Source organism: Streptomyces sp. NPDC002520 (assembly GCF_053595235.1).
The window spans coordinates 39,703-55,331 of the sequence record NZ_JBSFXG010000051.1 but is presented as its reverse complement, the minus strand read 5'-3'; the positions used below and the strand labels follow the sequence as shown (position 1 = coordinate 55,331).

6 protein-coding genes are annotated in these 15,629 nt (G+C 67.9%); 2 read left to right on the top strand and 4 right to left on the bottom strand.

The features are described from left to right. Positions 1-140: 140 nt before the first annotated feature. On the bottom strand, positions 141-497 hold the full coding sequence (locus tag ACWD5D_RS40690) for a HesB/IscA family protein (RefSeq protein WP_094218235.1): 357 nt from the start codon (positions 495-497) through the stop codon (positions 141-143). 263 nt (positions 498-760) lie between these two features. Here ACWD5D_RS40690 and nadA point away from each other — a divergent pair, with 263 nt between their 5' ends. Next, a complete protein-coding gene (nadA, locus tag ACWD5D_RS40685) occupies positions 761-1,957 on the top strand; it encodes a quinolinate synthase NadA (protein ID WP_451377792.1) in 1,197 nt (398 codons plus the stop codon). A gap of 70 nt (positions 1,958-2,027) precedes the next feature. On the opposite strand, the gene ACWD5D_RS40680 is transcribed toward nadA, so the two are convergent. Both ACWD5D_RS40680 and ACWD5D_RS40675 read right to left on the bottom strand, forming a co-directional pair. Further along, positions 2,028-2,474 carry a hypothetical protein gene (locus ACWD5D_RS40680; protein WP_451377791.1) on the bottom strand — a complete coding sequence of 149 codons (447 nt, stop codon included), beginning with the start codon at positions 2,472-2,474 and terminating at the stop codon, positions 2,028-2,030. A 156-nt stretch (positions 2,475-2,630) separates the two neighbouring features. Beyond that, a complete protein-coding gene (locus ACWD5D_RS40675; RefSeq protein WP_451377794.1) occupies positions 2,631-10,397 on the bottom strand; it encodes a golvesin C-terminal-like domain-containing protein in 7,767 nt (2,588 codons plus the stop codon). A 1,307-nt stretch (positions 10,398-11,704) separates the two neighbouring features. Here ACWD5D_RS40675 and ACWD5D_RS40670 point away from each other — a divergent pair. Further along, a complete protein-coding gene (locus ACWD5D_RS40670; protein WP_451377790.1) occupies positions 11,705-12,319 on the top strand; it encodes a hypothetical protein in 615 nt (204 codons plus the stop codon). Between the two features lie 79 nt (positions 12,320-12,398). Here ACWD5D_RS40670 and ACWD5D_RS40665 read toward each other — a convergent pair whose 3' ends face one another. Next, the gene (locus ACWD5D_RS40665; RefSeq protein ID WP_451377789.1) at positions 12,399-15,533 is read right to left on the bottom strand and encodes an efflux RND transporter permease subunit; all 3,135 of its coding nucleotides are present in this window, start codon (positions 15,531-15,533) and stop codon (positions 12,399-12,401) included. Between the last annotated feature and the right edge of the window lie 96 nt (positions 15,534-15,629).

The window sequence follows — 15,629 nt, the reverse complement described above, 5'->3', positions numbered from 1 at the left end:
TTTATTTGATTTGTTTATTGAGGTGTGACGTGCGTTGCTGGGGGGGGGGGGGGCCCATAACAGCCGAGCGCGGCGGGCCCGCGCGGCACCCGCCGCCTTTCGCATGTCAGGCCGTGACCGACTCAGCCGCCGTGGCCGGCTCAGCTGAAGGAGTCGCCGCAGGCGCAGGAGCCCGTCGCGTTCGGGTTGTCGATCGTGAAGCCCTGCTTCTCGATCGTGTCCACGAAGTCGATGGTGGCGCCGCCGAGGTACGGGGCGCTCATGCGGTCGGTGACGACCTTGACGCCGCCGAAGTCCTTCTCCACGTCGCCGTCGAGCGCGCGCTCGTCGAAGAAGAGCTGGTAGCGCAGGCCGGAGCAGCCACCGGGCTGGACGGCGACGCGCAGCGCGAGGTCGTCACGGCCTTCCTGGTCGAGCAGGGCCTTGACCTTGGACGCGGCGGCGTCGGTCAGGACGATGCCGTCGGTGACGGTGCTGGTCTCGTCCGATACGGACATCTACATCTCTCCCGGGTTGTACGGAGACTGCTTGCCGACCAGTGCAACCGGCGTTTGGGCGGATTCATTCCGGGCCGGGCGTTCGCGTGGTCGCCTTTTTGCTTCCTTCCTCATGCTCGCACACGCCCGTGGACGCGGACAGCTGCCCGCGGGAGTCCCGAGGGGGATTCATGTCACATGGACGTTATGGCCGTCGTCAAAGTGACGTGAACGGGTTATGATAGATAACGTCAGTTAGACGAAAAGTAGAAAGGGTGTGTGTCGTGACCACCGCCCAGACCCCGGAGCTCGACGTTCAGCCGTCCCCGCTCGCCCTCCTGCTTCTCGGCCGAGAGGCCGACCCGAAGAGCGAGCGGGGCGTCGAGTGTCCCGGTGACCTGCCCTCGCCGTCCGACCCCGACCTGGTCGAGCGCGCCCGCGCGGCCAAGGAGAAGCTCGGCGACAGGGTCTTCGTGCTCGGCCACCACTACCAGCGCGACGAGGTCATCCAGTTCGCGGACGTCACGGGCGACTCCTTCAAGCTGGCCCGGGACGCGGCCGCGCGCCCGGAGGCCGAGTACATCGTCTTCTGCGGTGTGCACTTCATGGCCGAATCGGCGGACATCCTGACCTCCGACGCCCAGAAGGTCGTCCTGCCGGACCTGGCCGCCGGCTGCTCCATGGCCGACATGGCGACGGCCGAGCAGGTCGCCGAGTGCTGGGACGTGCTGACCGAGGCGGGCGTCGCCGACCAGGTGGTCCCCGTCTCGTACATGAACTCCTCCGCCGACATCAAGGCGTTCACCGGCAAGCACGGCGGCACCATCTGCACCTCGTCCAACGCCAAGCGGGCCCTGGACTGGGCCTTCGAGCAGGGGGAGCCCTCGGCAACAAAGGTCCTCTTCCTGCCGGACCAGCACCTGGGCCGCAACACCGCGGTGCGGGCCATGGGCATGTCCCTGGAGGACTGCGTCGTCTACAACCCGCACAAGCCGAACGGCGGGCTGACGGCGGACGAGTTGCGCGCCGCGAAGATGATCCTGTGGCGCGGCCACTGCTCGGTCCACGGCCGCTTCAGCCTGGACTCGGTCGACGACGTCCGTGCCCGCATCCCCGACGTGAACGTCCTCGTCCACCCGGAGTGCAAGCACGAGGTCGTGGCCGCGGCGGACTACGTCGGCTCGACCGAGTACATCATCAAGGCCCTGGAAGCGGCCCCGGCCGGCTCCAAGTGGGCCATCGGAACCGAGCTGAACCTGGTCCGCCGCCTGGCGAACCGTTTCGCTCCCGAGGGCAAGGAGATCGTCTTCCTCGACAAGACGGTCTGCTTCTGCTCGACCATGAACCGCATCGACCTGCCCCACCTGGTCTGGGCCCTGGAGTCCCTCGCCGAGGGCAACCTGGTCAACCGGATCGAGGTCGACAAGGAGACCGAGGCGTTCGCGAAGCTGGCGCTGGAGCGCATGCTCGCCCTGCCGTAGCCCTGACACGACCGTGCCCCGGCCACCGCTTCGGCGGCCGGGGCACGGTCGTGTCTTGGTCCTTGTACGTCTACGAGGTGCCGCCGGCGGTTTCGCCGGAGATCCGCTCCCAGGTCGCCGGGTAGTTCTCGGTGAGCATCTTCCGCAGCGCCGCGCCGGCCACCGGGCCGCACAGCCGTACCGCCCGGAGCAGGATCGCGCCGCTGTCCAGGAACTGCTCGTAGACCTCGAAGTACAGGGCGTTCTGAATGTGCGGATGGGGGTTCATCGCGAGGCCCTCGATGAACGCGAAGCACGCCCTCAGCGCCTCCTCGTCCGCCGGCTCCTCGCTCAGCCTCGGCAGCAGGACCGGCTGCACGAAGGCCGTCGGGAGGAAGTCGAACAGATCGGTCTCCGCGTCCGGCCAGGCCTCGAAGGCCGAGCGCTGCGGCTCCGGAACCTCCCGCAGCGCGTCGGCGGCCTGCGGCACCGTCCTGAGGTAGGCCCGGACGATGTCCGCGAACTCGATCTTCTCCACCTGTTGTCTCCACGGGCTCACTGGTGCGGTCTCACTGTTGCGGGCTCACTCTCGCGGGCTCACTGCTGTGCACGGGACAGGGCCCGGCACGGACGATCCGTGCCGGGCCCCCGCCTTTCACGTGCTGCTTCTCATGGGCTGCTCACGCAGCCGCGCCTAGGCGCAGGAGGGATTGGTGCTCGGGTCGCACACACCTCCGGCGTTGTCGTCGGGGAAGAACGGATCGGGCTCGCTGTCCGAGACCCCGAGGGGGTCGAACGTGTCCTTGAACATCTCCCAGGCGCCGCGCACCACACCGTACCGCTGGACGTAGCCCGGGGCCTGCGCCGCGGTCAGCAGACCGCCGGTGATGCCGAAGGCCTTGTAGCCGCCCCGCAGGTTCGCCGGCTCGCCGACCGGCCGCGGAGGAGCCTTCGGGTGCACCTGCTCGAATTCCTGTCCGGTGAGGTCCGACATCGACACCGCCTTGAGGATCTCCTCCCGGTTGCTCGAGATGTTCTTCAGCGTCTCCGGGTTGGACTGCACGTGCGCGGTGACGGCACCGGTCACGTCACGCGTGTTGAGCGCGTTCCACAGGTCGGTCGCCTCGCTCCGTGCCACCTTGAGGTCGGATTCCGACAGCAGGCCGTTGCCGCCCTTGAGGCGGTCCTTGCGGTCCAGCTCCAGCAGGTTCGCCAGGCCCTTCAGCTTGTTGGACGCCTTCTCCACGTGCCAGGTGCCGACCGGCTTGCCCGTGTTGTACTCGTGGATCAGCGCGGTGGCGGTGCGCCCGTCACCCTTGACGTCGGAGTCGGCGACCATGTCGCGGGCGTAGAGCTCCTTGATGATGTTGCCCAGCTTCTGGTTCTCCACGTGCGGCACGTGCGCGCGCGGCTTGGCCATGCCCGGGTTGAAGGTCTGCAGGCAGACCGAGCACCACTCCGGTGCCCCCGTGCCGCCGCACACGTCCAGGATCCCCTCCGCGCACGGCAGATGTCCGTCGAGCTCGACGAAGCTCGACGGGTTGCCGCCCCCGAAGGCGTACCGGTTGCCCGTGTACGGGTCGTTGCCGAGGCCCATGTCGGCGAGGGCGCCGTTGTACATGTCCAGGCTGGTGAAGCGGTTCAGGCCCGGACTGTAGTCGCGGAAGCCCATGTCGTAGGTGCCGGACTGGGCGTCCCAGCGCTTGGCGTTGTAGCGGTAGGGGTTGTACGCCTCCTTCGTCGGGTCGGCGGCGTTCGGTTTGTCGATACCGGTGAACTCGGACTCGTCGTCCTTGCCGTACGCGGTGTAGCCGTAGGTCGCCTTCGTGTCGCCGTTCTTGTCCGTCAGGGTCTCGACGTCGGTGTGGCCGTTGTAGCCGTAGTAGCCGTCCTCCGTCGTGCCGTCGCTGTTGTGCTTGACCTGCGACAGCCGCTCGCCCCACGGGCTGTACTGGTACGCCTTGGTCAGCGTGCCCGCGACCTTCTCGTCCAGCACCTCGTGCGACAGGCCCAGGTACTCGAAGTCCGTCGTCTTGCCGCCGGCGGTCTTCGAGATGGTGCGGTCCAGCGGGTCGAAGGCGTACGTGGTCGACTTCATCGCGCCCGTGTCGTCCATCTTCTGGGACTCCACGACGTGGTCGAAGCCGTCGTACACGCTCCGCTCGACGACCTTGCCGCCCGAGGTGACCGACTCCTGCCGGCCGAACGGGTCGTAGGTGTAGGAGAAGGCCGTGCCCGACGTGACCATCGACAGCAGTCGGTTGCGGTCGTAGTCGTACGTCGAGCTCACATTGCCGACGGTCTGGCTGATGACGTTGGCGTTGTCGTCGTGGACGTACGTCTCCGTGCCCGCGCCGTTGCCCGTCTTCACCGCCTGCTTCAGCCGGTCGACCGGGTCGTACGTGTAGTCCGTGGTGGACGTCAGGTACGACGCGTGGTTGTCGGCGTTCATCTTCTTCGCCACGTCCTGCGCCTTGTTGCCGTTGGCGTCGTAGGCGTAGGTGTGCGAGTCGACGAGGGTGCCGTTCGGCTTCTTCTCCGTGGTCGACCTGACCGGGCCGTCGAGGTAGTACGTGTAGTCGACGGTGTTGCCGTTGGCCTTGGTGTCCTTGAGGCGCAGGCCACGGTCGGTGTAGGTGTACGACGAGACCTTCGGCGAGGCGTCCGTGGCGGAATCGCCGACCGACACCGTCTTGACCAGGTCACGCAGGTCGTACGTGTACTTGGAGAACTGGTCGGGGTGCGTGACCGTCTCCATCAGGCCGTTGGCGTCGTAGGTGTACGACGTCGCCTTCTTGTCGGCTCCGTTCAGCGACTCCGTCACCTTCTGGACCTGGTTGAGGCCCGTGTAGGCGAGGGCGTACGCGTCGATCTTCGCGGTCGACGAGGTGTCGTCGATCTTGGTCAGGTTGCCGTTCGCGTCGTAGGTGTACGCGAAGGTCCGCTTCTCGTTGTCGGTGTCGGCGGAGTTGTCGCGGACGAGCTTGACGCCGTCGGCGACGACCGTGCCGCCGCTGTTCTGGAACAGCTGCAGCTTCGAGGCGTTGCCCTGCTTGAACGCGTAACTGCCGAGAGAGACCCAGGTGCCCTGGTTGGCGGCGGCGTTCTGGTCGATCGTCTTGTCGACCGTGCCACCGTCGTAGGTCAGGGTGTACTTCGCCGTCGTCGCGGCGCCCGTCACCTTCGGAACCTTCACGTACGCGGTGTACGTGCCGTCCTTGGGGACGTTGAGCGTCCACGCGAACGAATCGGTACCCGTGCCCGCGGCATGGGTCAGGTGGTTGTAACCCTGCTGACCGGCGATGTCACCGGCCGTCCAGGTGCCCGTCTTCGACGTGTTCTGGGTGTCGGAGTTGTCGGCCAGCACCACCGCGCTGCCCACCGGCACACCGTCGTCCGAACGCGACTTCAGCTTGCCGTCGGGGTAGTACGACCACGACATCGTGCGGTTCGAGGAGCCGCCCGACGAGGTGATGGTCCGGGCCGTCTGCTGGCCCTCGTCGTTGTAGTCGTACGTGGTGGCGATGGACCACGGGTCCGTGGAGGACTTCACCCAGCCGTTGTCGAAGTAGGCGTAGTTCGTCGTGTTGCGGACCGTCTCACCCGCCGACGGCGGCAGCGACGTCGCCTTCACCCGGCCGACCGTGTCGTACGAGGTCTGCGTGTAGACGTCGGCCTTGTTGTACCGGGAGTCCGCGGGGTCGTACGGCTGGTACTGCTTGACCGGCCGGTTCAGCGCGTCGTACTCGGTGCGCGAGGTGAACGCGGTGGTCGTACCGGCCTCGAAGGCACGCGGGGTGATCACCTTGGTGGTGTTGCCGACCTGGTCGTACTCGTACTTCGTCGTGCGGTACGTGACCGGCGCGGTGCCCTCGTGCGGGACCTGGACCTGGGTGACCTTGGCGCGCTCGTCGTAGGTGACGAGCGTGGTGTTGTTCTCGGCGTCCGTGGTCGACGTGACCAGGCCGTCCTTGTCGTACCCCTTCTTCGCGGTCTTGCCGGCCGCGTCCGTGACGACCGTGATCCGGTGGTCCAGGTCGTAGTCGGTCCTGGTGGTGTAGTCGGTGGTGTCGGCCGTCGCGTTCTTCTTCGGGTCGACGACCGTGACGACGTTGCCGACGTTGTCGTAGTCGTAACTGACCTTGTCACCGTTCGAGTTGACGGCGGAGGTCAGCTGGTAGACCGAGTCGTAGGTGCTGGTCGTGACGTAGTCGGTGGTGTCCGACGTGGTCAGGGTGCCCTTGGGCTCCGTCGTCGTCCTGAGGTTGCCGACCTTGTCGTACGTGTACGTCGAGGTCCGCTCGTCCGACGTCGGGGTGTCCTTGGGCGCGGTGGCCGAGATGACCTCGTCCGTGTTGTCGTACACCGCCGTCGACACCGCGCCGTTCGGCTCCGTGGACTTGGTGACGTTGTCGTTGGCGTCGTACTCCGGTGCCGGTGTGGTGATCAGGACACCGGCGTCCTGGTCCTTCGGCTCCGTCTTGACCAGCGGACGCCCGAAGGTGTCGTACGCCTGCGAGACCTTCTTGCCCAGCGCGTCGCTGACCTGAGTGACCTGGCCGCGCTCGTCGTACACGTAGGACGACGCGTTCTGCAGCGCGTCCGTGATGGTGCTGGGGTAGCCGGTCGGACCGAAGTCGCTGTACGCCGTCGGGTTGCCGTTGGCGTCCGTCGACCTGGTCAGCTGACCGTAGGCGTCGTAGTCGTACTTGGTGGTGTAGTCGTCCGGAACCGTCGTGGTCGCGACGCCCTTGGGGTCGGTGACCGTCTTCACGTTTCCGAAGCTGTCGTACCCGAACTGCCAGGCGCGGCCCTCAGGAGAGGTCTTGCGGAAGAGGTCCGCCGAGAAGCCGTCCGCACGCGTCTGGTACTCGTACTTCGCCGCGTTCGCGGGCCACTTGGAGCTGTCGGTGACACAGGTGGCCGTCTGGTCGGGGACGCCCGCCTTGTTGTTCTCCGCGTCGCGCTGCCAGAGCGGGTAGCCCGTCTTCTGGTCGTAGCAGTACGCGGTCCTGGCGCCGTTGGCCTCCTCCAGGTACGTGACGTTGTTGTCCGCGTCCCAGCTCATCTTCGTGCTCTGGGACTTGGCGTTGGTCGTCTGCACCGGGCGGCCGAAGTCGTCGGTGACGTACTTCGTCGTGTGGATCTCGGCGTCCGTGACCGTGGTGTCGACGAACTTGGTGTTCGCCGCGTCGGCCGCGTAGACGAAGCCGGTGTCACCGTTCAGGCGGTCGGTGATCGTCTTCGTCCACCAGTGGTAGGCCGGGTCGTCACCCGCCTTCGGCTCGTTGTACGCCAGCTTCGTGTCGTGGCCGCGCGGGTCGGTGGCCGTGACGAGCTTGACGTTCTTGTTGCCCTGGGTGGCGTCGTAGGTGAACTTGAACACCTTCGGCTGGGCGGAGCCGTCACCGTCGGTGAACTGACCGAGCAGACCCTTCGACGTGTAGAAGAAGGAGATCTTCCGGCCGCTGATGTCCGTGACGGACTTGATGTGGTCGTAGATCTTGGAGTTGGTCAGGTTGGTGCCGCTGGCCTTGGCGCCCGTGTCGTCGATGTAGTCGTACGACGCGTCGCCCTTCTTGAAGTAGTCGACCGTGAGGGACTGCCGGCCCGCCGGGTCCGTGATGTACGTGAGGAACTTCGTCGGCTTGTTGTTGGACTTGCGCTCCTCGTACGTGTACGACTGCGTGTTGCCGTTCTTGTCGGCGATGGACGTCATGTAGCCGTCGCAGCCGAACAGGAAGCGGGTGCCGTCCGGGCGCAGGAGGGTCCAGGCGTCCGGGACCGGGTCCTTGTCCGGGGTGCAGTCCAGGCCCGCCTTGGCGGTGATGCGGTAGTGGACGCCCGCGGGGGCCTTCCAGGTGCCGTCCGGCTGCTTGGTGAAGACGTGCGTGGTGCCGTCACCGTCGGGCAGACGGATCTCGGTCGGGTTGGGGTTGGGGTGGAAGTCCAGCGGCGCGCCCAGCCGGATCGGCCCGGCGAGCTGCGCGGTCCAGCCCGCACCCGACACCGTGTCACTCGTGTCGAGCGAGTTGTAGGAGAACCGGCCGAACGTGGTCAGACCACGGCCCGGGTTCGTGAACGCGTTGTACGACCATACGGTGTTGCCGGAGGCCAGGTTGTTCATCACGGTCGAGCCGGCACCGGTGTTCTTACCGGTGTAGGAGTAGAACTTCTCCAGGCCCAGCGCGTTCGAGGTCGGGTCCTCGACCGCCACGTTCTGCTTCAGCGTCGGGATGCCGCCAGTACCGGCGGACAGCCAGGTGCCGTCGGAGACCTTCTTGACGTCCCAGCCCAGCACGTAGTCGGTGCGCTTGCTGCCCGAGTCCGAGTTGATCGGGGTCTTGACCTGCGCCTTGATCGTCGTCGACTGGCCGGGCGAGAGCGCCGGGATCGCCGTCGACAGCTGGTTGCCGCCGTTCGTCACGTCCGTGCCGTCGGGGAGCTGCCAGGTGTACGACAGGACCCGCTCACCCGTCGCCCAGGCGGCGTTGGTGGTGTTGGTGACCGTGAAGTCCACCGTGTAGGTGGAGTTCGGGGTCATACGGGCCGGGGTCTGCGGCGCGTAGTACGTGTCGTCCGTCGTGGAGTCGACGTAGATCACGCGCAGCAGCGGGCCGATCTGCGGGTCGGCGGCCTCCGAGGCCAGGAACATCGTCTGCTCCTGCGGGCCCGTGGAGGTCTCGTCCTTCAGCTTGATCAGGGCGCCGTGGTTGGAGGTGGGGGTACGGGTCCAGCCCTGCGTGAGGGAGGTCGCGTCCCACCAGTGACGGCCCACGTCGGAGACCGTGGCGACGGTGTCGGAGACGGTTCCGGAGTAGTCGCCGCCCGCCGCGGTCCACGCGGTGGTGGTGCCGGCGTTGTTCCAGGTGGCCTGGGTCTCGGTGAAGTCCTTGTTCAGACCGTGGAGTTCGTAGATCGCACCGTTGGTCTTGGTGGTGGTCTCCGCACCCCACGTGAACAGCCGCGACTCCAGCACCGTGGCGGTGGTGGGGATCGCGGTGGTCGGGAACTTCATCACCGCGCGGGTCTTCTCGGTGGCGTTGGTGGGCGTGTTGTTGCCCACGCTCAGCCACTTCTGCCCCACACCGTCCCGGCCGATCGTGTCCAGGTTCGTCGTCGGGGTCGCGGAGGACAGGGTGGTGTCCGTGACCGCGCCCGCCGTGCCCTGGATCAGGCGCATCGTGCGGCCCGCCTTCGGCACACCGACGATGCGGGTCGGGGAGCCGAGGAGCTGGCCGCTCTTCGTCTTCACCGCCAGCTGGTAGTAGTACGACCGCCCGATCTCCACCGACGAGGAGTCCGGCGTCGGGGTCGCGGTGGTGTCCGTGTACGCCGTCACAGACTTCGAGACCGGCGCGACCAGGGTGGCCGCGGACGGGGTGAACGCCTGCTGCGTGGAGCGGTGCAGCTGGTACTCGACGATGTCGTTGCCCGTGTCACCGGTCGTGTTCGAGTAGGCCTTCCAGCTCAGCTCCGGACCCGTGCCGTGGACGACCGTCGGGGAGTTGAGAGTGGTGCCGACCTTGCCGTAGGTCACGGTCAGGCGCGGGATCGTGGCGGTCTCGCCGCCGTAGTCACCGTCGCCGGCCTCGTAACGGGGGCCGCCGACCGGGCCGGCCGTCGACTCGTCCGCCGCCTTCAGCACGAACCCGTTGTTCACCGACGAACCGTCCAGCCACTGCTGCACCGTGTCCGTCACCGGGAACTTGTGCCACTGGCTGTACTCGCCGATGTCCTTGTTGATCATCGCCGGGTTGGTGAAGCGGACCGCGTCCGCGATCACCGCCGTCGTCGCGGAGGCCGGGCCGTCGCCCAGGACGACCTTGCCCGCCGTACCGGCGGCGAAGTCGATCTGCGCGCCGTTCGCCAGCGGAGCCCACACACCGTTGGTGCCGGACTGCTGGTTCACCGTGTAGGTCGTGGAGCCCGTCTTGGACGTCACCGTGTACGGGGCGTTCGTCGCACGGTCGGTCGCCGCGACGTAGTGCACGTCGACCTGGTAGGTGCCCGCGTCCTTGATGTTCGGCTGCCAGGTGTACGCGTCCCCGGCGACCGCGTCCTTGTTGTAGTGGTAGTCCCCGCCCGTGGCGTACTGCGCCAGCGAAGACGTCGTCAGCGGCCAGGAACCGGTGGCCGCCGTCGTGCCCGCGTCGCCGTCGTCCACCGTGTAACTCGTGCCGGACAGCTCACCCGCCAGAGCACTGGTGTTGCTCCACGTCGCCGTCGACTCGTCCCAGGTGCCGGTCGCCCGGTGCACCTCGACCGGCACCTTCGTGCCGCCGCCGTCGTGGGCGTTGTCGAAGTACATCTCCAGCCGCGCCGAATCGATCTGCGTACCCGAAGGGATCTCACTCAACGGGAACTTGATCAGGGAACGGGCCGTGCCGGTGGCGGTCCGGCCGACCGACAGCTTCCAGCTCGTGTTGAAGTTCGTGGCCGGCTGGTCCGACAGGACCATCGTGTCCTGCGAGCCGCTCGGCGTCGGCGCGATCGTGATCGTGGGGTCGATGACGACCGGGTACTGGCGGTCCTTCGACGCCAGCCACTTCGCGTCCGGGGTCACGGTCAGCTTCCAGGACTTGCCGTCCCGGGTCAGCTTCTGTCGTACGGCCGTGCTGTAGGTCTTGCCGAAGACGGACTGGTCCGCCTTCTTCGCGTCCGTCATGAACGGCGCCGGGATCACCATCACCGGCGTGTTCGGCAGGGCGCCGTACAGCGCCACCGACCCGTCCTTACGAGCGCGCGGCACCAGACCGTCGGTGTCCAGCGTGAACGTGAACTTCAGCGGACCGGACGGGCGCTCGGCGAGGGTGATGTTCTCCTTCACCCGCCCCGGACCGACCCCGTACTCCAGGTCCGCGCCGTGCACCGCGTCCTTGTACGTGACCGTCGAGCCCTTCACCGACGGCTTCAGCGCACCGTCCGCACCCTCAAGGCCCAACGTGACCGTACGCCCGTCCGGCGACCGGAACCGCACCAGACGGCCGGCGTCCGAGCTGAACCAACTACGGCCCTCATTCGTCGTGTTGGCGAAGTCGAAGCCCTTGTCGTCCGTCGCGTGGACGGCCGTGTCGATCGACTTCCAGGCCGCCTTCTCGCCCGAGCCCGAGCCCGAGCGGTACGACGTCGGCACCGCGGACAGCTCCGCCTGCACCCGGCCGTCCGACAGCTGCCAGAACCGAGCCGTCGACGTCCGCCGCCCCGTCAGCTCCTTGACCCGCTTCGCCTTCGGAGCCTTCGCACCCCTCGGCAGCTTCTGCCGTTCCGCCACACCCAACTCGTCGTGCGACGGAGGCGCGGCCGGCTCATGACCGCCGTCGTCGCCGAACCATCCCTTGACGGTATCGACAATTCCCTTACCGTCACCACCACCGCCATCGCCGTCCGAACCGGACGCCGCATAAGCGACCTGCGGCAACGCGGTGCCGACCACCGCGGACACCACAAGGCATGCTATAAGCCTGCCCAACCTGGGTTTCACTGCAACCCTTTCCTTGTGTCATTCGTCATAAACATCGACCGCAAAAACATCCGGCCAGCCCCATCGGGGGAGGTCAGACGTAGCGGCGCCGCGGTTTTAACCACGCAGGTGGCAGCGTGTCAACTGAGTTCACAAATCCTGACAGTTCGCCTATCGAGGGAAATCGGCGCCCGGTTTGTCCACTCGCTGGCGGACGCTGCCCGGCGTCCTGTATAAGAGCCCGGATCCGGGAATTCCGGCAGGTGCGCGCGAAATCCGAGCGACCGATTCAAAAGGGACTTTTCATGGGCGCTGAAGAGCGGGAAACGACGGCGGACGCCGCCGACACCAAGGCGGTCGGCGAGAATGCCGACGAGAATTCCGCGCCCTCCCCGTCCTCCGCACCCTCCGCACCCTCCGCACCCTCCGCACCCTCCGCACCCGATGAGCCGACGCGCGCGTCCCGCCCCGATCGCACCGGATTCCTCGTCGGCGCCGCCCTGCTGGCGGCGTGCACCGGGCTCGTCCTCTACGGCGTGCTCGACAGCGCCGTGGACGACGGCGATCGGCGGCACGCCCCCACCGCCTCCGTGGTCTACGAGGTGACCGGCAGCGGCACCGCCGACATCACGTACCAGGCCCGCAGCGAGAAGGGGCAGGCCGTCACCGTTCGTGCCGCGCGGCTGCCCTGGCGTACGACGGTCGACGTGCCGCTCGGTCAGGACCCCGTCGTCAGCGTCGTTCTCGGCGAGAAGGGCGGCCAGGCCCACTGCAGCCTCACGGTGCGCGGCACGTACGTGCAGGGCGCCACCGCCTCGGGCAGGTTCGGGCGCGCCACGTGTTCCGGCGCGCTGCCCGGCCCGGCCGCGTCCTCCGACGGCTCGGGGGGCTCGGACGGCGCCGGCGCCACCGGCGGCTGAGCGTCCGTGTCCCGGCAGCGGCAATACGGAAGGGGCGCCCCGTGAGTCACGGGGCGCCCCTTCGCTGTGTTCACGGCCGTCAGACCTGTGCGGGCTCCGGTTCGCCGGACTCGGCGTCGGCACCGGTCTGGGCGGGCAGGCCCTCCTTCTTCGCCCGCTTCGCCGCCTTCCTCTTCGCGCGGCGCTCCTTGCGGAGCTCCAGCATCGCGTAGAGCGTCGGGACGAGGAGCAGGGTCAGCAGGGTCGACGTGATGAGACCGCCGATCACCACGACCGCGAGGGGCTGGGCGATGAAGCCGCCCTCGCCGGTGACCCCGAGGGCCATCGGGAGGAGGGCGAAGATCGTCGCCAGGGCCGTCATGAGGATCGGGCGGAGACGGTGGCGGCCACCCTCCACCACGGCCTCGACGATGCCGTAGCCCTGCCTGCGGTACTGGTTGATCAGGTCGATCAGCACGATCGCGTTGGTCACCACGATGCCGATCAGCATCAGCATGCCGATCATCGCCGGGACGCCCATCGGGGTGCCGGTGGCCACGAGGAGACCGATCGCGCCGGTCGCCGCGAACGGGATGGACACCAGCAGGATCAGCGGCTGGGCCAGCGAGCGGAACGTCGCCACCAGCAGCATGAACACGATCGCGATGGCCGCGAGCATGGCCAGGCCCAGGTTCTTGAACGCGTCGTCCTGGTCCGAGCTGACGCCGCCGATCGAGGCCGTGGCGCCCGCCGGGAGCTTCAGGGCCTTGATCTTCGCCTGCAGCTTGGTGCTGACCGCGCCGGTGTTGTCGCCGGTCGGCCGGGCCTTGATGGTGGCGGCGCGCTGCCCGTCGATACGGGTCATCGACACCGGGCCGTCGACCAGCTTCACCGAGGCGATGTCACCGAGCTTCACCGGGCCGAGGCGCAGGTTCTTCAGCTGGGCCAGGGTGGTGGCCGGCTTGGCGGACTTCACGACGACGTCGCGCTCGGTGTCGTCGAGGACCGCCTTGGCAGCCGTCGTACCGCGCACGGCCTGGGCGACCGCGGCGCCCAGCTTCTGGTCGTCGAAGCCGGCGGCGGCCGCCTTGGCGCCCGCCTTGACCGAGATCCGCGGCACGCTCTGGGAGAGGTCGCTGGTGACGTCGGTGACGTGGTCGAGGCCGGCCACGGCGCCGCGGACCTGCTCGGAGGCCGTGCGCAGGGACTGCGCGTCGGCGGCCTTCACCACGACGCTGAGGTCCTGGTTGCCGAAGCCGTCACCGGCGGACACGGTGGTCGTGCCGATGCCCTGGAGCTTCTTCAGCCCGTCCTCGAGGTGCTTCTGCACGTCACCGGAGGACGCGGAGCCCTCCAGCATGATCTGGTACGAGGCCTGGTTGCTGTCCGTGCCGCCGCCGAAGGCCGCCAGGAAGCCGGAGGAGCCGATGGTGACCTGGTAGTCCTTGACGCCCTTGGTCGTGGCGAGCAGGTCCTCGACCTTGCGGGCCTGGGCGTCGGTGGCCGAGAGGCTGGTGCCGGGCTTCAGCTGCTGCTTGACGGTGAGGACTTCCTGCTCGCCCTGGTCGAAGAAGTTCGTCTTCAGCAGACCGGACATGCCGAACGTGCCGACGAGCACGACCACCGCGATCAGCACGCTGGTGACGCGGCGGCGGGTGGCGAAGCGCAGGACGGGGACGTAGAGGCGCTGGAGACGGCTGTTCGCCTCCTTCTCCTCGGCCCTGCGGCGGGCCTCCTCGGCGTCCTCGGGGGTGCCCTTCGGGGCGCGCAGGAACCAGTACGACAGGACCGGCACCACCGTCAGCGACACCAGGAGCGAGGCGAGCAGGGCCGCCGTGACGGTGATGCTGAAGGAGCCGAACAGGGCGCCCACCATGCCGCCGACCAGACCGATCGGCAGGAACACGGCGACCGTGGTGAGGGTGGAGGAGGTGACCGCGCCGGCCACCTCGCGGACCGCGCCGAGGATCGCCTCCTTGCGCTCCTCGCCGTAGCCGAGGTGCCGCTTGATGTTCTCCAGGACCACGATCGAGTCGTCGACGACCCGGCCGATGGCGATGGTCAGCGCGCCCAGGGTGAGCATGTTCAGGGACAGGTCCCGGGTCCACAGCACGATGAGCGCGAGGACGACGGACAGCGGGATGGACACCGCGGTGACCAGCGTCGAGCGGATCGACGCGAGGAAGACCAGGATGATCAGGACCGCGAAGAGCAGGCCGAGCGCGCCCTCGGTGGTCAGGCCCTTGATGGACTTGGACACCGCCGGGCCCTGGTCGCTGACGACCGTGATCCTGGCGTCGGAGCCGAGGTCGGTGCGCAGGCCGGGCAGCTTGTCCTTGACCGCGCTCGAGATGCCGACCGCGCTGCCGTCGTGGTCCATGGTGACGGCGACGGCGAGGCTGGGCCGGCCGTCGGTGCGGGTGATGGAGTCGGCCGGGGCCGGCTGCTGCTTGACGGTGGCCACGTCGCCGAGGCGGACGGGCTTCTTCACGCCCTCGCCGGTGACCATGAGGTCCTGGATCTGCTTCAGCGAGGTGAAGCCGCCGCCGACCTGGACGGTGCGGTTGGCGCCGTCCTCGTCGAAGGAACCGGCCGGGACGGTCGCGCCGCCGGCCTGCAGGGCCTGGCCGAGGGAGACGGGGGTGAGTCCGGCCTTGGCGAGCTTCGCGTCGTTCGGCGTGACGGCGACCTGGAGGTCGCGGACGCCCATGACCTGGACCCGGCCGACGCCGTCGATGTCCTTCAGGGTGGGGACGACCGTCTTGTCGAGCCGGTCGGAGAGCGCCTGCTGGTCCTTGCCGGACGTGACGGCGAGGACGACGGTCGGGATGTCGTCCGTGGAGCCCGAGACGACCTGCGGGTCGACGTCGTTCGGCAACTGGGCACGGGCCCGGTTGACGGCCTGCTGGACATCGGTGACGAGCCGCTTGGTGTCATTGCCGTAGTCGAAGGACGCCATGATCAGGGCGTTGCCCTCACTGGCGGTGGAGGTGACACCGGTGATGCCGTCGACCGCCTGGAGGTTGTCCTCGATGGGCTCGACGACCTGCTTCTCGACGACGTCGGGAGAGGCACCCTGGTACGGCGCGATCACCGAGACCACGGGCAGTTCGATGGTGGGCAGCAGTTGTTGTTTGAGCTGGGGTATCGCGATCAGTCCGAAGACCAGCGCGATGAGGGACATCAGGCCGATCAGGGCCCGCTGCGCGAGGCTGAATCGGGACAGCCAGGACATGGGTTAAGGATCTCTCTTCTGTGAGCGGCAGAAGCTCGGCGGGACGCAGGTGCGCGCCCACCTCACACCCTGAGCCATGGTGGGGGCCCGTTCTGT

What these genes read in the sequence shown, in the direction of transcription:
- ACWD5D_RS40690 (WP_094218235.1), bottom strand. Translation starts at nt 497, where the DNA reads ATGTCCGTATCGGACGAGACCAGCACCGTCACCGACGGCATCGTCCTG.
- ACWD5D_RS40675 (WP_451377794.1), bottom strand. Translation starts at nt 10,397, where the DNA reads ATGGTCCTGTCGGACCAGCCGGCCACGAACTTCAACACGAGCTGGAAG.
- ACWD5D_RS40670 (WP_451377790.1), top strand. Translation starts at nt 11,705, where the DNA reads ATGGGCGCTGAAGAGCGGGAAACGACGGCGGACGCCGCCGACACCAAG.
- ACWD5D_RS40665 (WP_451377789.1), bottom strand. Translation starts at nt 15,533, where the DNA reads ATGTCCTGGCTGTCCCGATTCAGCCTCGCGCAGCGGGCCCTGATCGGC.